A 19,751-nucleotide genomic window follows, 5' to 3' on the forward strand; every position below is an offset into this window, starting at 1 on the left:
TGGGGAGGGCAGGGCGGTTGAAAAGACACCCGGTGCACGCGCGTTGGGCAGATCATGGCGCGGCACCCGCGATCGGGCCACCCCGCCCGGCTTGTCCGCACAGGCGCCCGCGCCCACCCTGCCGCGCCTTGAGTGAGGGAATTCCATGATGGCCAGGCAGATGCATCTCGGCGTGTTCGTGCTGGGCACGGGCAACCACATCGCCGGTTGGCGCATGCCCGGCGCCTATGACAGTTTCCAGTCATTGTCCGTGGTGCAGCACATCGCCCGCATCGCGGAGCGCGGCTGCTTCGACCTGCTGTTCCTGGGCGACGGGCTCTCGGCCGGGGTCAACGACCACCCCTCCTTCACCGCGCGGCTGGAGCCGATCACGATGCTGGCGGCGCTGGCCGCCACCACCACGCATCTGGGCCTCGGCGCCACGTCGTCCACCACCTACAACGAGCCCTTCAACGTGGCGCGCCAGTTCGCCTCGCTGGACCATCTGTGCGGGGGGCGCGCGGCGTGGAATGCCGTCACTTCCTCCTCCCCCAAGGCCGCGCCGAATTTCGGCCGCAACCATCCGCCGCATGAGGCGCGGTACCGTGTCGCCGAGGAATTCGTCGATGTGGTGCTGGGCCTGTGGGATTGCTGGGAGGACGGGGCCATCGTCGCCGAGCGCGACACCGGCCGCTATATCGACGGCAGCAAGGTCCATACGCTGGACCATGAGGGCGAGTTCTTCCGCGTGAAGGGGCCGCTGAATGTCAGCCGCTCACCGCAGGGCCGCCCGATCGTGCTGCAGGCCGGCTCCTCGGAGCCCGGGCAGAACCTGGCGGCCCGTACCGCCGATGTCGTGTTCTCCGTCGTGCAGGATTTCGAGGAAGCCCGGGCGGCCTATGCCTCGCTGAAGGGGCGCATGCCGGGCTATGGCCGCCGGCCGGAGGAAATCGCGGTGCTGCCCGGCGTCATGCCCATCCTCGGCCGCACGAGGCAGGAGGCGCGGGACGTGCTGGAGCAGCTGCAGTCCTTCGTCACCTCCACCAACGCCGCCAGCATGCTGGGCAATCGCCTCGGCATGGATGTCTCGGGCTTCCCGATGGATGAGCTGGTGCCGGACCTGCCCCTGCCCGACACCTCGCACGGCTTCGCCAAGGCCATGCTGTCCAAGGCGCGGCGCGAGATAATGACCTGGCGCGACCTGCACAACCTGACCGGTGCCGCGCGCGGGCACTGGGTGATCGCGGGCACCGCCAGCGACATCGCGGATACCTTGCAGGAATGGTTCGAGGGGGGCGCGGCGGATGGCTTCAACATCCTGCCCGCCTGGTTCCCCGGCGCCTTCGACGGCTTCGTGGATGAGGTGGTGCCGGAGTTGCAGCGGCGTGGACTGTTCCGGACGAAGTATACCGCGACGACGCTGCGGGGGCATCTGGGGCTGGAAGTGCCTGTGAACAGGTTTGGTTAATGTTCTTTTTTGTAAAAAAGAACCAAAAAACTTTTGATGAGTTAAACTCACAAAAGTCTTTTTGCTTCTTTTCTACAGAAAAAGAAGAATATGCCGGGGAGCCGAAGCTCCCCGGTCCCATCCTTACCTGGCCGCGTGCGCTTCCTCGCCCCGCGTCTTCCACAGCGAGTAGAGAATGCCGCCCGTGATCATCGCCAGCGTGACACCCAGCGAGATCGCGGGATTCACCTTACCCACCGCGCTGTTCCAGAAGATCTTGGCGCCGATGAACACCAGCACCATCGCCAGCGCGTATTTCAGATAGGCGAAGCGGTGCACCAGCGCCGCCAGCGCGAAGTACAGCGCGCGCAGGCCCAGGATGGCCATGATGTTCGCCGTGAACACCACGAACATGTCCGTCGTCAGCGCGAAGATGGCCGGCACGCTGTCCACCGCGAAGATCAGGTCCGCCACGTTGATCACCACCAGCGCCAGGAACAGCGGCGTGGCCCAGAGGCGGATCTTGCCGGCGCCGTCGGGCAGGCGGACGAACATCTTCTCGCCGTGCAGCTCATCCGTCACGCGCATGCGGCGGCGCAGGAACTTCACCAGCGGGTTCTTCGAGACGTCGGTCTCGCCCTCGGGCATCACCAGCATCTTGATGCCGGTCAGCACCAGGAAGGCGCCGAAGATATACAGCAGCCAGTCATACTCACGCACCAGCGCCGCACCCACGCCGATCATCAGGCCACGCAGCACGATCACCGCCAGGATGCCATAGACCAGGGCGCGGTACTGATAGCGGCCGGGAATGGCGAAGAAGCCGAAGATCAGGCTGATGACGAAGACGTTGTCGATCGACAGCGCCTTCTCGATGAAGAAGCCGGTGAACCAGGTGATGCCGGCATGGGTGCCGTCCTCGGTGGGCAGGTGCCCCGCCTCATGCGCCCACCAGACGCCGGCGCCGAAGATCATGCTGAAGCCGATATAGAAGGCGGAAAGCACCAGGCTTTCCTTCACGCCCAGTTCCTTGCCCTTGCGGTTCAGGATGCCCAGGTCGAAGGCCAGCAGCAGGGCGACGATGCTCAGGAAGCCGGCCCACATCCAGATGGGCTTGCCGAGCCATTCCAACACGAAAAAATCCAATAGTCGGGTCCTCTCCACAATCGCCGCCGTACAGAACATCTGCCGGGAGGGAGTGCTCCACGGCGGCAGGTTGTTCTGTCCGACATCACGATCGCCCTCGCTGAAGGAGGGGTCGCCAGAGGGGCCCGGACGGGGGGTGAATGCCGAAAACATGAACTCGTTGCAATGAAAAACGCACGTGGCATGCGTATTTCATCCGCGTGTCGCCGCGCGGGGCTGGTGTTGCGGGGGGCGGCACACTAGGTTCCTGTCAGTCTCCCGGGCGTCTTGCCGCGGGTCTCATCCTATCTTTTGGGGTAACGCCATGGGTTCCTTTAGCATCTGGCATTGGCTGATTGTCCTGGTCGTCGTGCTGCTGCTGTTCGGCAGCAACAAGATCAGCGGCCTGATGGGCGACCTGGCGAAGGGCATCAAATCCTTCAAGCAGAACATCAAGGAGGAGGAGGGCGACGCCTCCGCCGTGGCGACCTCCGCGCCGCCCGCGCAGCCTGCCGGCAGCATTCCTGCCCCGCAGCCTGCCGCCGCGCAGCCGGCCACGGCGCAGCCCGCCGCCAACCCCAGCCGCCCCGCCTGAACCGTGGCGGGCGGAGAAATCCCGCCCGCCATCGCTACCGCGATCATCGAAGCCGGGCATCGCATGGATGCACGCGGTTGGGTGCCGGCCACGGCGGGGAATTTCTCCGTCAGGCTGGGGCCCGGCCGCGTTGCCGTCACGCGTTCCGGTTTCCATAAGGGGATGCTGACCCCCGCGGCGCTGATGGTGGTCGACGAACAGGGCAGGCCCGAGGACGCATCGCTGCGCCCCTCGGCCGAGACCGGGCTGCATTGCGGCATCTACCGGCGCTACCCCGAGGCCGGGGCCGCGCTGCACGGCCACTCGATTCCCGTGACCGTGCTGTCGCGCCGCGCGGGCGATGCCATCACCCTGTCGGGCTATGAGCTGCTGAAGGCCTTTCCGGGCCTGGCCACGCATGAGGCCAGCATCAGCCTGCCGGTGGTGGACAACGACCAGGACATCGCCCGCCTGCAGGCGGTGGTCGAGGCGCGCTGGGATGCCGGTGCGGCGAAGATCCCCGGTTATCTCATCCGTGGCCACGGCGTATATGTCTGGGGCCGCGACATGCCCGAGGCGCTGCTGCGTCTTGAGGCGCTTGAATTCATGCTCGCCTGCGAGCTGGAAGCGAGGAAGCTATGAGCCTTCTGACCGTGCGTGACGCCGCCACCGGCGCCCTGGAACTGCGTGCCGAGGACGGCGCGGCGATCGCCGAGGCCCTGCGGCCGCTCGGCGTGCGCTTCGAGCGCTGGCCCGCCAAGGACATCCCCGAGGAAGCCAGTGCCGAGCAGGTGCTGGAGGCCTATCGCCCCGAGCTGGACACCCTGCTGGGCGAGACCGGCGCCGGCAGCGCCGACGTGATCAAGCTGGACCCCAGCCATCCGCAGGCCGCCGCCATGCGCGCGAAGTTCCTGAACGAGCACATCCACACCGAGGACGAAGTGCGCTTCTTCCACGCGGGTGCCGGCAACTTCATCCTGCATGTCGACGGCAAGATCTACGACGCCTATTGCACGGCGGGCGACCTGATCAGCGTGCCGGCGAACATCAAGCATTGGTTCGACGCCGGGGCGGCGCCGCGCTTCACGGCCGTGCGGATCTTCACCGACACCTCCGGCTGGGTGCCGCACTTCACCGAGAGCGGGATTTCCGAGCGCTTCCCGGCCATCACGGGCTGAGGCGGGTGACCACCCCGCCCAGGCTGGTGCTGACGGATATCGAGGGCACCACCACCGCCATCTCCTTCGTGCACCAGGTGCTGTTCCCCTTCGCCGCCGAGGCGCTGGACGGCTACCTGGCCGCGAACCCCGCAGAGGCAGCCCCCATCCTGGCCGAGGTCTCGGCCATGGAGCCCGGGCGCCCGCCCGCCGAGACGCTGCGCGCCTGGATGGCCGCCGACGCCAAGGTCACGCCGCTCAAGACCCTGCAGGGGCTGATCTGGCGCCAGGGCTACCAGGATCGCCGGCTGAAGGGTCATCTGTGGCCCGACGTCGCGGATGCGCTGCGCGGCTGGCATGCCGGCGGGCTCGAACTGGCGGTGTATTCCTCGGGTTCCGAGGAGGCGCAGCGCCTGATCTTCGGCCATTCCGTGGCCGGTGACCTGGTGCCGCTGTTCCGCGGCTTCTTCGACACCCGCATGGGCGGCAAGCGCGAGGCACCCAGCTACACGGCCATCGCCGAGGCGCTGGGCCTGTTCCCGGGTGACATCCTGTTCCTGTCCGATGTGGGGCTGGAACTGGACGCGGCCCAGTCGGCCGGCATGCGCACCTGCCAGCTGGTCCGGCCCGAGGACAAGACCGTCGCCGTGGCGGGGCATCCGGAAGCCCGTGATTTCGTTCAGGTGACAACCCTGTTCGGATTGCCATCCGGCGGGTGACAGCCACCCCCGCCCCGGTCTAGAAACCCGCACCCGCCATCCGGGAGCAGCCGACATGATCAACGCATATACCGTCGAAAACGGGCAGATGCTGCTGCGCGAGGGCGTGACGGACGACGTGGCGCTGCGCCGCGCCGTCTGGATCGACCTTCTGAATCCCAGCCAGGCCGAGGAACGCGCGGTGCAGGACGCCCTGCGCATCGAGGTGCCGACGCGTGAGGAGATGCAGGAGATCGAGAGCTCCTCGCGCCTCTACAAGGAAGGCGAGGACCTCTTTCTCACCGCCAACTTCCTCTATGGCATGGAGGCGGGCGAGTTCGGCTCGACCGCCATCACCTATGTGCTGACCGGCACCACGCTGGTGACGGTGCGCTATGCCACGCCCAAGGCCTTTCCGATGTTCGCCGCGCGCTGCCAGAAGGTGCCGGCGCTGCTGTCCAGCGCCGATGGCGTGATGCTGCACCTGTTCGAGCAGATCGTGGACCGGCTGGCCGACATACTGGAGCGGCTGGGCCTGGACATGGACCGTGCCTCCAGCGAGGCGTTCCGCGCCGCGCGCAAGGGGCTGAAGGCCAACCAGCGCGACGATTCGCTGAAGTCCGCGCTGGTCACGCTCGGCCAGGTCGGTGAAATCACCACCCGCGGGTCCGAGACGCTGCTGGGCCTGTCGCGCATCCTGACCTTCATCGGGGCGGAGAAGGGCACGGCCATCCGCAAGGAAAACCAGCCCACCATCAAGACCCTGGTGCGGGACGTGCGCTCCCTGGTGGAGCACGCGAACTTCCTGAACAACCGGGCGAACTTCCTGCTGGATGCCGTTCTGGGCATCATCAACGTCGAGCAGAACAGCATCATCAAGACCTTCACCGTGGTGTCGGTCGCGCTGATGCCGCCCACGCTGATCGCCAGCATCTACGGCATGAACTTCCAGCACATGCCGGAACTGGAATGGAGCTTCGGCTATCCGCTGGCGATCATGCTGATGATCGCGACGGCGGTGCTGCCGGTGCTGTACTTCAAACGGAAGGGATGGCTGTAAGGGTAATTTTCTTTTTCTGTAGAAAAAGAAGCAAAAAGACTTTTGTGAGTTTGCGGGTGCTTCAAACTGCCAAAAGTTTTTTGGTTCTTTTTTCCAAAAAAGAACATGGACCTAAACAGCTTCCGGCAGCACCGTCACCCCAATTAGGTCGGTTTCCCTTACCAGCCCGGCCAGCTTCTCCTCGCTCCAGCCTTCGGTGCCTTTCGGCCTGCGCGGCAGCACCATCCAGCGATAGTCGGCGGTCGAATCCAGCACGCGCACCTTGGTCTCGGCGGGGATGATGGTGCCCCATTCCTCGCGCAGCAGGCCGCGCGGATCGCGCACCGCGCGGGAGCGGTAGCCGGCCGATTTGTACCACAGCGGCGGATAGCCCAGCAGCATGCGCGGATAGCAGCTGCACAGGGTGCACACGATGATGTTGTGCACGTCGGGCGTGTTCTCCAGCACACCCAGCGGCGGGGCGCCGGTCAGGTAGATGCCCATTTCCTCGATGGCCGGCGTGGCGTTGTCCAGCAGGCGGGCGCGGTAGTCGGCATCCACCCAGGCCTTCGCCACCACGGCCGCGCCGCGCGCGGGGGATGCCGCGTCCATGGCCGCGCTGCTGCGGGAAAGCTCCTCCTCCGCCAGCACGCCCTTGCTCAGCAGCAGGCCGCGAAAGGCCGCCAGCAGCTTGTCGCTGTCCAGTTCCGCGAGGTTCATGCCGCCTCCAGCCAATGCTCGTAGATCTCGATCAGGAATTCGTCGCCGGGCGCGTTCTCGGGCCAGATCTCGGCCTGCTCGAAGGCGACGTGATACAGCGGGATGGTCGCGGCAGGCCGCGCGAAGGCCAGGTCCTCCGGATTGCGGAAGGCGCCCAGGCGCTTCAGCACCGTGCCGGTGCGGCCGCGCACGTAATGCGGCGTGCGGATATGGGCGGGGCCTTCCAGCTCCGGCCAAGCGTCGCGGACGCGCACGCGGGTTCCGGGGGCGAAACTCATGCCAGCGCGCTCCGCAACTCGTCCTCGGTGACGACGCCCTTTTCCAGCATCACCTTCACCATCGAGAACAGCCAGCGCTGATAATAGCTGGAGGCGTCATAGACCTCGGCGGGCAGGGATTCGATGCCGCGCCGCATCTCGTCGGTGCTGAACAGGCCATGGATGGCCAGCACCTGGCGCAGCGCATCCACCTGCCGGTCGAAACGCGTCAGCTCATGGTGTTCCTTGTCGATCGGCGCGCAGAGGAACTGCGTGACGCCGCCCATGTCGTGATGGGATCGGCCCGGCGCGGTCTCTGGCAGTGCTGTCTCGGGCGGCATGTCCATCTCCTTTACCCGGCAGGTTAGGGGGCGGAGGCATGCGCGGGCAAGTTCCCGGCGACGAGGCGCGCGCGCATGCCGTCCTCGGCGAAGGCGATGGCGCCGGAAGCCCGGATCGCGGCGCGGCCGCCGCGTTCGGGCACCGCCGCGCCCGGCGGCACGGTGGCTTCCAGCGTGTGGCCGTCCAGTTCCAGCACCACGCGTGTCGCCGCCCCCAGCGAGGGATGGATCATCCGCACCAGCGCCGGCCCGTCACCCGCCTCGGCCAGCAGCTCATGCGGGCGCAGGAACAGCCGCACGGCGCCGTCATGCCAGCCGGCCGGGGTGGAGAGGCCCGGGATGGGACTGTCCAGCCGCCCATGCAGGATACGCGCCGGAATGGCACAGGCCTCGCCGATGAAGCCCGCGACGAAGGCGGTGGCGGGTTCCGCCAGCAGGGTGGCGGGGGCGGCGAACTGCGCCAGGCGCCCGCGTTCCAGCACCGCCACGCGGTCGGCCAGCTCCAGCGCTTCCTCCTGGTCATGCGTGACCAGGATGGTGGTGATGCCCAGCCTGTCATGCAGGCCGCGCACCCAGCGCCGCACCTCCTTACGCACCACGGCGTCCAGCGCGGCGAAGGGTTCGTCCAGCAGCAGCAGGCGCGGCTCGATGGCCAGCGCGCGGGCCAGCGCGATGCGCTGCCGCTGCCCGCCGGAGCACTGGTCCGGGAAGCGCGCGGCCAGTTCCGGGATCTGCACCAGCTCCAGCAACTCCCGCACGCGGCGGTTGATCTCGGCGCTGTCGGGGCGGCGCGCGCGCGGGCGCACCTTCAGGCCGAAGGCCACGTTCTCGGCCACGCTCATGTGGCGGAACAGGGCGTAGTGCTGGAACACGACGCCCACCTGGCGCTCCCGTGCCGGCACGCGCGCCATGTCGGTGCCCGCGATCTCGATGCGCCCGTCATCGGGGAAGTCGAGCCCCGCCAGCACGCGCAGCAGCGTGGTCTTGCCGGAGCCGGAAGGGCCGAGCAGCGCCGCGAACTCGCCCGTGGCGACCTCCAGCGACACGTCATCCAGCGCGGCCTGGCCGCTGAAGCGGCGGCTGACGCCCGCAATCCGCACACTCATGCGTGGCCCCCCATCCGCTGGCGGGAAAGCAGTTCGAGCGCCGTCTTGGCGCCGAGCGTGACCAGGCCCAGCAGCGCCAGCAAGGCGGCCACCGCGAAGGCGCCGACGAACTGGTATTCATTGTACAGGATCTCGACATGCAGCGGCATGGTGTTGGTCTCCCCGCGGATATGGCCGGAGACGACGGCGACCGCGCCGAACTCCCCCATCGCCCGGGCATTGCACAGAAGGATGCCCGCCAGCAGCGCCCAGCGGATTTTCGGGAGTGTGACGTGCCACAGGATCTGCGCCGTGTTGGCGCCCAGGGTCAGGGCGGCTTCCTCCTCCGCCTGGCCCTGTTCCTGCATCAGCGGGATCAGCGTGCGGGCGACGAAGGGGAAGGTGACGAAGATGGTGGCCAGCACCAGCCCCGGCAGGGCGAACAGGATCTGGATGTCATGCGCCTGCAGCCAGGGGCCGAAATAGCCCTGGGCGCCGAAGAGCAGCACGTAGACCAGCCCCGAGATGACGGGCGAAACGGAAAACGGCAGCTCGATCAGCGTGACCAGCAGGCGGCGGCCGGGGAAGTCGCAGCGCGCGACGGCCCAGGCGCCGGCGATGCCGCCGATGGTGTTCACCGGCACGGCAATGGCCGCCACCAGCAGCGTCAGGTACATGGCCGAGATGGCGTCGGGGTCGGTGATCGCCTCCCAGGCCGGTTCCCAGCCGCGGCGCAGCGCCTCGGTGAAGACGGCGGCCAGCGGCAGCACCAGCACCACCAGCGCGATCAGCACCGCCAGGCCGATCAGCCCGGCGGAAAGCCATGTGGGGTCACGCGTGGCCTCCCTCATGGCCGCCCCCGGCGCAGCCCGTGCTGCAGCAGGTTCAGCGCCAGCAGGATCAGGAAGGCCGCCAGCAGCATGGCCAGCCCGATGGCGGCCGCGCCCGCATAGTCGAACTGCTCCAGCTTCACCACGATCAGCAGGGGCAGGATCTCACTGACCATGGGCATGTTGCCGGCGATGAAGATGACGCTGCCGTATTCGCCGACGGCCCGCGCGAAGCCCAGGCCGAAGCCCGTGATCAGCGCCGGCAGCAGGGCGGGCAGCACCACGCGGCGGATGGTCTGCAGCCGGGTGGCGCCGAGTGTTGCGGCCGCTTCCTCGGCTTCCCGCGGCAGGTCGCGCAGCACGGGCTCGACGGTGCGGGCGATGAAGGGCAGGGAGACGAAGACCAGCGCCACCACCACCCCCGCCGGCGTGAAGGCGATCTTCCAGCCGAACCAGCCCTCCAGCAGGCTGCCCACCCAGCCGTTGTTGGCGAAGATGGCGGTCATGGCCAGGCCCGCCACGGCGGTGGGCAGGGCGAAGGGCAGGTCGATCAGCGCATCCAGGCTGCGCCTGCCGGGAAAGCGATAGCGCGTGATGACCCAGGCCAGCAGCAGGCCGAGCGGCGCCGCGATCAGCGCCGCCAGCGCCGAGGCCCCGAAGGAAAGCCGGAACCCCGCCAGCACGCGGGGCTCGGTCAGCACCTCCCAGATGGCGGGCAGCCCTTTCTCCCAGGGGCGCAGCGCCAGGGCCGCCAGCGGGATCAGGATGAACCCGCCCAGCCACATCAGCGTGACGCCCAGCGCCAGCCCCCGCCCCGGCAGGGCTTGCCGCCTCAGGAAGGGGCGCCGCAGGAGGGGGGCGGTGCTCATCGGCCTCCGGGTCGGTAGATGCGGTCGAACACGCCGCCATCGTTGAAATGCGTGGCCTGGGCGCGGCCCCAGCCACCGAAGACGGTGTCGACGGTGGCCAGCTCGATGGCCGGGAACTGGCCGCCGGCCGCGGCCTGCTGGCGCGGGCGATAGAAATGCTTCGCCGCCAGGCGCTGCGCCTCGTCGCTGTAGAGGTGCTGCAGATAGGCCTCGGCCAGGGCGCGGGTGCCGCGCCGTTCCACATTCTGGTCCACCACCGCCACGGGCGGTTCCGCCAGGATGGAGAAGGGCGGGTAGACGATCTCCAGCCCCGCCTGCGGGAACTCCTTTAGCGCCAGATGGGCCTCATTCTCCCACGCCAGCAGCACGTCGCCCTGGCCGCGCTGCACGAAGGTGGTGGTGGAGCCGCGCGCGCCGGTATCCAGCACCGGCACCTGGCGGAACAGCTGGGCCACCGCCTGCTCGGCCGTGGCTTCCGTGCCGCCCGGCTGGCGCAGCGCCCAGGCCCAGAGCGCCAGGTAGTTCCACCGCGCCCCGCCTGACGTCTTCGGGTTGGGCGTGATGACGGAGACGCCCTGCTTCAGCAGGTCCGGCCAGTCGCGCAGGGCCTTGGGGTTTCCGCGCCGCACCAGGAACACGATGGTGCTGGTGTAGGGGGAGGAATTGTCCGGCAGGCGCCGCTGCCATTCCTTCGAGAGCAGGCCGCGCTCCGCGATCTCATCGATGTCGTAGGCGAGGGCGAGGGTGACGACATCGGCCGCCAGCCCGTCGATCACGGCCCGCGCCTGCCTGCCTGACCCGCCATGAGAGGCGCTGAGCCGGGGGCGCGGATGGCCCTGCGCGGCCCAGAAGGCGGTGAAGGCCGTGTGGTACTCGCGATAGAACTCACGCGTCGGGTCATAGCTGACATTCAGCAGCTGCTGCGGCGCGCTCTGCGCGCTTGCCGCGCCCGCACCGGTCAGTGCGGCAAGGCCGGCCAGGCCGGCGCGGCGGGAGAAGGCCGTGGTGTTCATGGTGTTTCTCCTCGGGAGGCATGGTGGGCGCTCCGGGCGCCCCTGGTCAAATCGTGATGTTGCGACGCGTGATGAAAGATCATGCGTCGCCCGTTCGGATGCCCACGGCGCCCGCCACATCGGCGAAGCGCGCCACCGTGTCGCGCAGCAGTGCGCCGAAGGGTTCAGGGCCGATGGCGGGAATGGCGAAGCCCAGAGAATCCAGGCGCCTGACCACCCCGGCCTCGCGGATCGCCGCCACGGCGGCGGCATGCAGCGCGGCCAGGATGGGCGCCGGGGTGCCGGCCGGGGCCAGGATGCCCATCCAGGTCTCGATGGCGAAGCCGGGGGCCGCGGCCTCGGCGAAGGCGGGGGTGTCGGGGGCGGCCGGGCTGCGGGCGGCGCCGGTGACGCCCAGCGCCACCAGGCGTCCCTCCCGCACCTGGTCGATGCCGGCGCCCAGCGTGACCATCCCGGCATCGATGGTGCCCGCGATCAGGTCCAGCATCAGCGGGCCGCCGCCGCGATAGGGCACATGCTCCGGCCGGCCGCCGAGCGCCTGGCCCAGCAGCTCACTCGCGAAATGCTGGGAGGATCCGAGCCCGGGCACCCCCACATGCACGGCGCCCCGGCCCTTGATGCGGGCCGTGTAGTCGGCGGCGCTGCGGATGCCCGAACGCGGGTGGGTGATGAGCATCTGCGGCGCGGTGGCGCCCAGCAGCACCGGGGCCAGCCCCGGCACCAGCGCGGGCGTGCCCGCCACCGGCAGGGCATCCACCGCCGCCAGCGTGTCGTTGGTGATCAGGATGGTCAGGCCGTCCGGTGCCGCGCGCGTCACCACCTGGGTGCCGATGCGCGAGGACGCGCCGCCGATGTTCTCCACCACCACGGGCTGGCCGAGCGCGGCGGTGAGCGCGGGGGCGATGGCGCGGGCGAAGGTGTCCACCCCGCCGCCGGCCGGGAAGGGCACGACGGCGCGGATGGGGCGGCTGGGGTAGTTCTGGCCCAGGGCCGGTGTCGCCAGGAAGGGCAGCGCCAGAGAGGCGCGGCGGGTGATGCGCATCCCCTCAGCTCCTCGGCCCGGCATTGCCCAGCGCGCGCACCACCGGGCCGAAGGTCTCGATGGAGGCGGCAGCACGCGCCGCGAACTGGTCCGGCGGCAGCGCCGTGACCGCGAAGCCGAGCCCGGTCAGGCGCTCGGACACCGCCGCATCGCGCAGGGCCTCGGTGAAGATGGTGTTCAGCGCGGCCAGCGTCGCGGGCGGGGTGCGGGCGGGGGCCAGCACGCCCTGCCAGGAATCGATGTCGAAGCCGGGGGCGACGGTCTCGGCGAGTGTCGGGACCTCCGGCAGGGCCGGGTCGCGCTCCCCGGTGGTGACGGCCAGCGGGATGATGGCGCCGTTGCGCACCTGGTCGGTGATGGCGGGCAGGGTGATGACCAGCGCATCGGTGTTGCGTGCCAGCAGGTCCAGCGTGGCCGGCCCGCCGCCGCGGTAGGAGACGTATTCGACCGGCAGGCCGCCCACGCGGTTCGCCAGAACCTCATGCACGACCTGGGCGATGCCGCCGAGCGCCGGGATGCCGACATTCAGCTTGCCGGGCTGCGCCTTCACCGCGGCGATATAGCCCTGCACGTCCCTGAAGCCGCTGCCGGGGTGGGTGACGAGGATCTGGGCGGCCTTCACCGCCTGCACCACCGGGGCGAAGGCCTCCCGGAAGCCCAGGCCGGGCTGCGGGTTGGCGATTTCCGACAGCACGATGGCGTCGCCCGTCACCAGCAGGGTGGTGCCGTCCGGCTCGGACCGGGCGACCTGCTGGGTGGCGATCAGGCCGTTCGCGCCGCCCTGGTTCTCCACCACCACCGGCTGGCCGATGCGGGCGGAGACGGCGGGGGCCAGGACGCGGGCCAGCGTGTCCAGGCTGGCGCCGGCGGCGGAGGAGACGATGACCCTCACGGGCCGGCGGAATGGGGTGGGCTGGGCCTGGGCGAGAGCGGGTGCCGCGAGCAGCGCTGGCAGGAGGCGACGGGTCAGCATGGAATTTTCCTTGGTGAGAGGTGGTCAGGCGTGGGTCTGGCGGCGGGAACATCGCTGCATGCCAAGGGCTCCGGTTGCTGGCCGGCATATTCAACGTGAAAATGACGCATGAAAATATGATTCTCGGAAAAATTCCGTGTGTTTGTGCAGGAAAAAGCCGGGATATCGGCCAATTTGTCATTAAATCAGTGGCTTATATATACGATACAGAAAAGCATTATGGATTGACTCACGATGAATGATCGTGTGATCTGCCGCCATGCCGAAGCGCACCACCCTCCCGACCCCCGGTTTCCGGCAAGGCGGCCCCCCGCGATGTCCCGCCGCGGCCTGACGCGCCGCTCCTCTCCGCTCGTCGCCGGCGGAGCAGCCCCAGGGCTGTTCAAGGCGACACCGTGACTGGCGTTACCTCCCAACACTTGGCCGGGGCCTCGGCCCCGGCGCTTTTCCGGAGCATCTCGATGGCCCTCGAACTGAGGCGCTTCGCCGCCATGGCCTGTCGTCGCTGAGCCCCGCCTCAGCCCCGAACAGCCACCTCATTGCCGGACCGATGCCATGCGCCGTTCCATTCCCATCACCGACCATTCCAACCTGGTCGCCGTCGCCGCTTTGGGCCGCGCCGGCTGGTACCTGATCGCGCTCGACCCGCGCCTGCGCCCGCTGCACCGCGCGGGCTTCTCCGGCCCCGCCGAGACCGAGCGCGCCGCCCTTCATCTGCTGCGCCGCGCGCGCCGCCAGGAAAGCCACGCCCATGCCTGACACCCTGACCCGCCCGGCGCTGCCGGGCTCCGCGCTGCTGGCCGCCATCGCCGCCGAGGCGCCCGCCCGGGACCGCGATGCCGGCTTCCCCTTCGCGGCCCTCGCGCGGCTGCATGAGGCTGGGCTGCTGGCCCTGACCGTGCCGCGCGCCCTGGGCGGCGCGGGCGCGGGGCTCGCCCAGGCCGCCGAGACCATCCAGGCGCTCGGCGCCGCCTGCCCGGCCACGGCGCTGGTCGTGGCGATGCAGCTGTCCAAGCATGCGGCCCTGGCGCGCGGGCAGGGCTTTACGCCCGCCCTGCGTGAGAGCCTGGGCCGCCTGGCCGTGACCGAGGGCGCGCTGCTGAACTCCGCCCGGGCGGAGCCCGAGCTGGGTTCGCCGACCCGGGGCGGGCTGCCCGCCACCACCGCGCGCCGCGGGCCCAAGGGTTGGCTCATCACCGGGCGCAAGCGCTATGTCACCGGCGCGCCCGGGCTGCGCTTCATGGAGGTGGTGGCCGCCACCGCCGAGGATGAGCCGCGCATCGGCAGCTTCCTGGTGCCGGCCAACGCCCCGGGCGTGCAGATCGTGGAGGCCTGGAACCATTTGGGCCTGCGGGCCTCCGGCAGCCATGACGTGGTCTTCCGCGACGTGCCGGTGCCCTATGAGCATGTGGCCGGGCTGGCCCCCGCCGCCGCCTGGGGCGCGCGCGACGACGTGCAGGCCGCCTGGAACGCCGTGATCGTCTCGGCCGTCTATCTGGGCGTGGCGGAGGCCGCGCGCGACTGGGTGCTGGCCTTCCTCAACAGCCGCCAGCCCTCGGGCCTGCCGCAGCCTCTCTCGGCGCTCGCGACCGTGCAGCAGGCGGTGGGCGAGATCGAGTTGAAGCGCATCACCGCGCGGCGGCTGATCCGGTCGCTCGCGCAGGATGCCGATGCGGGGCTCGCGCCCGTCGCGGCCGAAAGCGGGGCGGTGAAGGCGGAGCTCGCGAAGCTCGCGATCGCCATCGTGGACCGGGCGGCCTCGCTGGCCGGCAACCACGCGCTGGACCGCGCGAACCCGCTGGAGCGCCATTGGCGCGACGTGCAGTGCGCGCGCGTGCATGTGCCGACGGAGGACGCGGCCGCCCAGGCCGCCGGCCGCTTCGCCCTGGCGGGGGCCGCCGCATGATCTCCCTCACGCTTCGGGGCGCGCTGGCGCTGGCCGCCGTCCTTTCCCTGATCTCGATCCTCGGACTGACCGCATGATCTTCCCGCGACGCGCGCTGCTGGGCGCGCCCCTGCTGGCCTTCCCCGCCCTGGCGCAGGAGGGCTATCCGAACCGTCCCATCCGCTACATCAGCCCCTATCCGCCGGGGGCCACGAACGACAACACCTCCCGCCTCATGTCCCGCGCGCTGACGCAGCGCCTGGGCGTGCCGGTGGTGGTGGAGAACAGGGCAGGGGCGGGCGGCTCCGTCGGCTCCCGCCTCGTGGCCGGGGCGGCCCCTGACGGCTACACGCTGCTGAACGTCTCGGCCGGCAACCTGACGGTGGTGCCGCATCTGGGCCATGCCGGCTATGACCCGCTGCGGGACTTCACGCCCGTGGCGCTGACCGGCGACAGCTTCTCCCTGTTCGCAGTCCACCCGAGCCTGCCGGTGCGCAACATCGCGGAGCTTGTGGCCTATGCGAAGGCGAACCCGGGCAAGCTGAACTACAGCTCGGCCGGCATCGGCACGGCGGGGCATTTCCGCGGCGCGCTGCTGGCCGAGGAAGCGGGCATCGACATCGTGCATGTGCCCTTCCCGGGCAGCGCGCCGGCCGCCAACGCCCTGGTGGCGGGGGACGTGCACATGATGTTCGACCCCATCGCCGCGCCCCATGTGCGCGGCGGCCGGGCGCGCGCCATCGCCGTGTTCGGCGACGGGCGCTGGGACGAGTTCGGCGACGTGCCCAACGCGGTGGAGCAGGGGGTGGGGCTCGAATGGCCCTCCGTCGGCTGGTTCGGCCTGTTCGCCCCGGCCCGCACCCCGGCCCATGTCGTCGAGACGCTGAACGCGCATTTCAACGCGGCGCTGGAGGAGCCCGAGGTGGTCGCCGCCCTGCTGCGCTTCGGCCTGCGCCCCCGTACCGCCAACCCCGCCGAGCTGGGCGAGCGCGTGCGGCGCGAACACGCCGCCGTGGGCGATGCCCTGCGCCGCCTCCACATCGCCTGAGGAAACAAGCCATGACCCATCCCCTGCAGTTCATCGGCATGATCTCCCACCGCCGCAGCTCGGAGATCCATCCGGCCAGCGGCCCGGTGCTGGACCTGGACTATGTGGCGCGCTTCGCCCGCGCGCATGAGGAAGGCGGCTTCGACCGCATCCTGGTGGCCTGGCATTCCAGCCACCCGGACACGCTGCTGACGGCCACCCACGCGGCCTACAGCACCAGCCGCATCGGCTTCATGATCGCGCACCGGCCGGGCTTCATCGCGCCCACCCTGGCGGCGCGGCAGTTCGCCACCTTCGACCACATCAGCGGCGGGCGTGCCGCCGTGCACATCATCAGCGGCGGCAACCCGGCCGAGCAGAAGGCGGACGGCGACTTCCTGGACCATGCCGGCCGCTATGCCCGCACCGATGAATATGTCGGACTGCTGCGCCGGGTCTGGACGGCGGAAAAGCCGTTCAACCATCACGGCGAGCACTACCGCCTCGAGAACGCCTTCTCCGAGATCAAGCCCCTGAGCGGGATTCCGGTTTTCCTCGGGGGCGCCTCCGACGCCGCGATCGAGGCCGCCGGCCGCCATGCCGATGTCTATGCCTTCTGGGGCGAGACGCTGGAGCAGTCGCGGGAACTGATCGGCCGGGTGCGCGCCGCCGCCGCCCGGGCGGGGCGGGACCCCGCCGGCATCGGCTTCAGCCTGTCTGTGCGCCCGGTGCTGGGCAGCACGGAGGAACAGGCCTGGCGCCGCGCCGACGCCATCCTGGAGCGCATCCGCGAGCTGCGCGGGGAGAGTTTCGGCAAGGGCAACCCCAAGCCCGAGAGCATCGGCAGCAAGCGCCTGCTGGAGGCAGCCGCCGGCGGCCGGGTGCGCGACAAGCGCCTCTGGACCGAGGTGGCGGCCGCGGTGGGGGCAGGGGCCAACACCACCGCCCTGGTCGGCACGCCGGAGCAGGTGGCCGATGCCCTGGCCGACTACGCGGAGCTGGGCGTATCGACCTTCCTGATCCGCGGCTTCGACCCGCTGGAGGATGCGCTGGAGTTCGGCCACTCGCTGCTGCCCGCGACACGCGCGGCGGTGCGGGCACGGCAGCTGCAGGCGGCCCTGGCCCATGGTTAGCGCCCGCCTGATCTGCCCCGGCCATATCCGCCCCGATGAGGGGGCGGCCGGCCATGCGCTGAACCAGGCGCTGGCCGAGGCCGATGCCCGGGTCGCCGCCGCGATCGCGCATGAGCCGGCCCCGCCGCGCCAGCCCGGCCAGGGCTGGTGGCAACGGCTGATGGCGGATGCGCTGTTCGTCATCATCGGCGCGGCGACACTGCTGCAGGAAGACCCGCTCGACCTGCCGAGGGAGGACAAACCATGAGCTACACGGCCCTGAAGCCCCGCCCCGTCTCGCCGCATCTGGGTGCCGAGATCGAGGACATCGACATCACCCGCCCGCTGACGAACCGGCAGGTTGAGGAGCTGCGCACGGCACTCGGCCAGTTCGGCGTGCTGTTCTTCCGCGACCAGCCCTTCGACCATGACAGCCAGAAGCGGTTCGGGCGCTATTTCGGTGAGCTGGACATCCACCCGAATACGCCGGGCCCGGACGGCCACCCCGAGATCCTGCCCATCCATGCCGATGCGAACAGCAAGGTGATCGCGGGCGAGCGCTGGCACAGCGACGTGTCCTGCCACCAGGAGCCGCCGCTGGGCTCCGTCCTGCATCTGCACACCATCCCGCCCCAGGGCGGGGACACGCTGTTCGCCGGCAGCTACGCGGCCTATGAGGCGCTGTCGCCCCGGCTCAAGGCCTATCTGGAAGGCCTGACCGCGCTGCATTCCGGCGAGCGCAACTATCGCCGCCGCAACGCGCTGAACGGCATCGACGACCGCGGCCGGGTGTTTCCGCAGGCCGTGCATCCCGTGGTGGTGAGGCACCCGATCTCGGGCCGCCCAGCGCTGTATGTGAACCGGCTGTTCACCTACCGCATCAACGAGGTGCCGGAGGAGGAGAGCGAGGCGATCCTCGAATTCCTCTACCGCCACATCGAAAAGCCCGACTGGCAGATCCGCTTCCGGTGGAATGCGCAGTCCGTGGCCTTCTGGGACAACCGCGCGGTGCAGCACCTGGCGATCTGGGACTATTTCCCGAACGTCCGCAGCGGCAGCCGCGTCACCATCAAGGGCGAGGCGCTGAGCCCCGCCTGACCGAGGCACCGCCGGGAGGGCTCTCCCCGGTGGAGCAGGAAGCGCGCCGGTTTATGCGGCACATGCCGGCGCGCTTTCTTTTTTTGGGGAGGGAAGCAGTCAGGGGCGCTGCCCCCGACACCCCCGCCAGGAGATAATATCTCCTGGACCTGATAGGAGTTTGGCGCCCGACCTGGGCAGGCAAGGCGCTAGTTTCATTATAATAATCAAGTTTCTGCGCCGACTCCCCGGGGTCCAGGGCCGCTACGGTCCTGGCGGGGATGCAAGGGGCAGCGCCCCTTGCTGGGGCCCGGGGCAAAGCCCCGACTACAGCGCCGCCTTCACCGCCGCCGCCACCCGCTGCACCTGCTCCTGCGTCAGGTAGGGGTGCATCGGCAGGCTCATCACCTGGTGGCACAGCTGCTCGGCCACGGTCAGCGCGGGCGCTGCCGTCAGGCCGGCTGTATGCGCGCCCTGATAGGCCGGCTGGTGGTGCAGGGGCTTCGGGTAATACACGCCGAAGGGAATGCCGGCGGCCTTCAGCCCTTCCTGCACGCGGGTGCGGGTTTCCAGATCGGGCAGGCGGATGGTGTAGAGGCCCCAGGCATGGCCCGGCACGAGTTCCGGCACCTGCACGCTGTTGCCCAGCGCCTCATTGTACCAGGCGGCGGCCTTGGCGCGGTCCTTCAGCTCCTGGTCGAACAGCTCCAGCTTGCACAGCAGGATGGCGGCCTGGATGGTGTCCAGGCGGCCGTTCATGCCGGTGCGCAGCACCTCATAGCGGCCGCCGCCCTCGCCATGCGTGCGCAGCGACTTGTAGAGCGCGGCCTTCTCCTCGCTGGGGGTCAGCAGCGCGCCGCCGTCGCCGTAGCAGCCGAGGGTCTTGGTCGGGTAGAAGGAAAGCGCCGTGGCATGCGCCCAGCGGCCCAGCCGCTTGCCCTGGATGTCGCCGCCGAAGGCCTGGGCCGCGTCGTCGAGCAGGAACAGGCCATGCTTGTCGGCCAGCGCGTGCAGGGCGGGCCAGTCGGCCGGGCGGCCGAACAGGTCGACGCCCACGATCGCGCGCGGCTTCAGCTTGCCCTCGGCCTGCACCAGGGCGATGCGCTTTTCGAGGTCGGCAAGGTCGATGTTGAAGGTGTGAGGGTCAACGTCCACGAAGACCGGCGTGGCGCCGAGCACCAGCGGCACCTCGGCGGTGGCGGTGTAGGTGAAGGCGGGCAGGAACACCGCGTCGCCGCGGCCGATGCCCTCGGCCATCATCGCGATCTGCAGCGCGTCGGTGCCCGAGGACACGCCGACCGCGTAGCCGCCGCCGGCGAAAGCCGCCAGCTTCTCCTCCAGCTCGGTCACTTCCGGGCCGTTGATGAAGCGGCCGGAGGCCAGCACCGCGTCGATGCGCGTGCGCAGCTTCTCGCGGATCAGGGCCTGCTGGCCGTGCATGTCGAAAAGGGCGATCGGGGTCGATGTCATGGCCGATGGCGTCCCATGTTGCGGTGCGGGT

Annotated in this window: 23 protein-coding genes; 12 read left to right on the forward strand and 11 right to left on the reverse strand. The window is 69.7% G+C overall.

Annotation, left to right across the window (positions count from 1 at the left end):
* Positions 1 to 145 precede the first annotated feature (145 nt).
* On the forward strand, positions 146 to 1,447 hold the full coding sequence (locus EOD42_RS06095) for an LLM class flavin-dependent oxidoreductase (protein ID WP_206020272.1): 1,302 nt from the start codon (positions 146 to 148) through the stop codon (positions 1,445 to 1,447).
* A gap of 123 nt (positions 1,448 to 1,570) precedes the next feature.
* Here EOD42_RS06095 and EOD42_RS06100 read toward each other — a convergent pair whose 3' ends face one another.
* The gene (locus EOD42_RS06100; RefSeq protein ID WP_240654981.1) at positions 1,571 to 2,560 is read right to left on the reverse strand and encodes a TerC family protein; all 990 of its coding nucleotides are present in this window, start codon (positions 2,558 to 2,560) and stop codon (positions 1,571 to 1,573) included.
* 316 nt (positions 2,561 to 2,876) lie between these two features.
* Here EOD42_RS06100 and EOD42_RS06105 point away from each other — a divergent pair, with 316 nt between their 5' ends.
* From EOD42_RS06105 to corA, 5 genes are all read left to right on the forward strand, one after another.
* Positions 2,877 to 3,146 carry a twin-arginine translocase TatA/TatE family subunit gene (locus EOD42_RS06105; protein ID WP_127786632.1) on the forward strand — a complete coding sequence of 90 codons (270 nt, stop codon included), beginning with the start codon at positions 2,877 to 2,879 and terminating at the stop codon, positions 3,144 to 3,146.
* A gap of 63 nt (positions 3,147 to 3,209) precedes the next feature.
* Entirely contained in the window at positions 3,210 to 3,767 is a 558-nt protein-coding gene (locus tag EOD42_RS06110; RefSeq protein WP_127786633.1) for a methylthioribulose 1-phosphate dehydratase, read from the forward strand.
* Positions 3,764 to 4,303, forward strand: coding sequence for a 1,2-dihydroxy-3-keto-5-methylthiopentene dioxygenase (locus tag EOD42_RS06115; RefSeq protein ID WP_127786634.1), 540 nt, complete (start codon positions 3,764 to 3,766; stop codon positions 4,301 to 4,303). The genes EOD42_RS06110 and EOD42_RS06115 overlap by 4 nt, the downstream gene beginning before the upstream one ends.
* Entirely contained in the window at positions 4,300 to 5,001 is a 702-nt protein-coding gene (gene mtnC, locus EOD42_RS06120) for an acireductone synthase (RefSeq protein ID WP_408902152.1), read from the forward strand. The genes EOD42_RS06115 and mtnC overlap by 4 nt, the downstream gene beginning before the upstream one ends.
* A 55-nt stretch (positions 5,002 to 5,056) precedes the next feature.
* Positions 5,057 to 6,040, forward strand: a complete 984-nt coding sequence (gene corA / locus EOD42_RS06125) for a magnesium/cobalt transporter CorA (RefSeq protein ID WP_127786636.1) — start codon at positions 5,057 to 5,059, stop codon at positions 6,038 to 6,040.
* 111 nt (positions 6,041 to 6,151) lie between these two features.
* Here the strand turns inward: corA and EOD42_RS06130 are convergent, their stop codons facing one another.
* The 9 genes from EOD42_RS06130 to EOD42_RS06170 form a co-directional block, all read right to left on the reverse strand.
* On the reverse strand, positions 6,152 to 6,739 hold the full coding sequence (locus tag EOD42_RS06130; RefSeq protein WP_127786637.1) for a nitrile hydratase subunit alpha: 588 nt from the start codon (positions 6,737 to 6,739) through the stop codon (positions 6,152 to 6,154).
* A complete protein-coding gene (locus EOD42_RS26585) occupies positions 6,736 to 7,017 on the reverse strand; it encodes an SH3-like domain-containing protein (protein ID WP_127786638.1) in 282 nt (93 codons plus the stop codon). Before EOD42_RS26585 ends, EOD42_RS06130 begins: the two co-directional genes overlap by 4 nt.
* A complete protein-coding gene (locus tag EOD42_RS26590; RefSeq protein WP_127786639.1) occupies positions 7,014 to 7,337 on the reverse strand; it encodes an SH3-like domain-containing protein in 324 nt (107 codons plus the stop codon). The genes EOD42_RS26585 and EOD42_RS26590 overlap by 4 nt, the downstream gene beginning before the upstream one ends.
* 23 nt (positions 7,338 to 7,360) lie before the next feature.
* Positions 7,361 to 8,443, reverse strand: coding sequence for a sulfate/molybdate ABC transporter ATP-binding protein (locus EOD42_RS06145; RefSeq protein WP_127786640.1), 1,083 nt, complete (start codon positions 8,441 to 8,443; stop codon positions 7,361 to 7,363).
* A complete protein-coding gene (gene cysW, locus EOD42_RS06150) occupies positions 8,440 to 9,273 on the reverse strand; it encodes a sulfate ABC transporter permease subunit CysW (protein WP_127786641.1) in 834 nt (277 codons plus the stop codon). The genes EOD42_RS06145 and cysW overlap by 4 nt, the downstream gene beginning before the upstream one ends.
* The gene (gene cysT / locus EOD42_RS06155) at positions 9,270 to 10,121 is read right to left on the reverse strand and encodes a sulfate ABC transporter permease subunit CysT (RefSeq protein ID WP_127786642.1); all 852 of its coding nucleotides are present in this window, start codon (positions 10,119 to 10,121) and stop codon (positions 9,270 to 9,272) included. Before cysT ends, cysW begins: the two co-directional genes overlap by 4 nt.
* Positions 10,118 to 11,134, reverse strand: coding sequence for a sulfate ABC transporter substrate-binding protein (locus EOD42_RS06160; protein ID WP_127786643.1), 1,017 nt, complete (start codon positions 11,132 to 11,134; stop codon positions 10,118 to 10,120). Before EOD42_RS06160 ends, cysT begins: the two co-directional genes overlap by 4 nt.
* 79 nt (positions 11,135 to 11,213) lie before the next feature.
* Positions 11,214 to 12,176, reverse strand: coding sequence for a Bug family tripartite tricarboxylate transporter substrate binding protein (locus EOD42_RS06165; RefSeq protein ID WP_164867809.1), 963 nt, complete (start codon positions 12,174 to 12,176; stop codon positions 11,214 to 11,216).
* A gap of 4 nt (positions 12,177 to 12,180) precedes the next feature.
* Positions 12,181 to 13,149 (reverse strand): Bug family tripartite tricarboxylate transporter substrate binding protein, encoded by a 969-nt coding sequence (locus EOD42_RS06170; protein WP_127786645.1) that lies wholly within the window; start codon positions 13,147 to 13,149, stop codon positions 12,181 to 12,183.
* A 555-nt stretch (positions 13,150 to 13,704) separates the two neighbouring features.
* On the opposite strand from EOD42_RS06170, the gene EOD42_RS06175 reads away from it, so the two are divergent.
* The 6 genes from EOD42_RS06175 to EOD42_RS06200 all read left to right on the forward strand — a co-directional run bounded on the left by EOD42_RS06175 (position 13,705) and on the right by EOD42_RS06200 (position 18,271).
* On the forward strand, positions 13,705 to 13,908 hold the full coding sequence (locus EOD42_RS06175; protein ID WP_127786646.1) for a hypothetical protein: 204 nt from the start codon (positions 13,705 to 13,707) through the stop codon (positions 13,906 to 13,908).
* Positions 13,901 to 15,055, forward strand: coding sequence for an acyl-CoA dehydrogenase family protein (locus EOD42_RS06180; RefSeq protein ID WP_127786647.1), 1,155 nt, complete (start codon positions 13,901 to 13,903; stop codon positions 15,053 to 15,055). Before EOD42_RS06175 ends, EOD42_RS06180 begins: the two co-directional genes overlap by 8 nt.
* A 73-nt stretch (positions 15,056 to 15,128) precedes the next feature.
* Positions 15,129 to 16,082 carry a Bug family tripartite tricarboxylate transporter substrate binding protein gene (locus EOD42_RS06185; RefSeq protein ID WP_164867810.1) on the forward strand — a complete coding sequence of 318 codons (954 nt, stop codon included), beginning with the start codon at positions 15,129 to 15,131 and terminating at the stop codon, positions 16,080 to 16,082.
* 11 nt (positions 16,083 to 16,093) lie between these two features.
* Positions 16,094 to 17,194: an LLM class flavin-dependent oxidoreductase gene (locus tag EOD42_RS06190; protein ID WP_127786649.1), complete on the forward strand. Its 1,101-nt coding sequence runs from the start codon at positions 16,094 to 16,096 to the stop codon at positions 17,192 to 17,194.
* Positions 17,187 to 17,441: a hypothetical protein gene (locus EOD42_RS06195; RefSeq protein WP_127786650.1), complete on the forward strand. Its 255-nt coding sequence runs from the start codon at positions 17,187 to 17,189 to the stop codon at positions 17,439 to 17,441. Before EOD42_RS06190 ends, EOD42_RS06195 begins: the two co-directional genes overlap by 8 nt.
* Positions 17,438 to 18,271 (forward strand): TauD/TfdA dioxygenase family protein, encoded by an 834-nt coding sequence (locus EOD42_RS06200; protein ID WP_127786651.1) that lies wholly within the window; start codon positions 17,438 to 17,440, stop codon positions 18,269 to 18,271. Before EOD42_RS06195 ends, EOD42_RS06200 begins: the two co-directional genes overlap by 4 nt.
* A gap of 306 nt (positions 18,272 to 18,577) precedes the next feature.
* On the opposite strand, the gene EOD42_RS06205 is transcribed toward EOD42_RS06200, so the two are convergent.
* Positions 18,578 to 19,720 carry a DegT/DnrJ/EryC1/StrS family aminotransferase gene (locus tag EOD42_RS06205; protein ID WP_127786652.1) on the reverse strand — a complete coding sequence of 381 codons (1,143 nt, stop codon included), beginning with the start codon at positions 19,718 to 19,720 and terminating at the stop codon, positions 18,578 to 18,580.
* Positions 19,721 to 19,751: the final 31 nt, after the last annotated feature.

The organism is Rhodovarius crocodyli (assembly GCF_004005855.1).
Taxonomy (GTDB): Bacteria; Pseudomonadota; Alphaproteobacteria; order Acetobacterales; family Acetobacteraceae; genus Rhodovarius; species Rhodovarius crocodyli.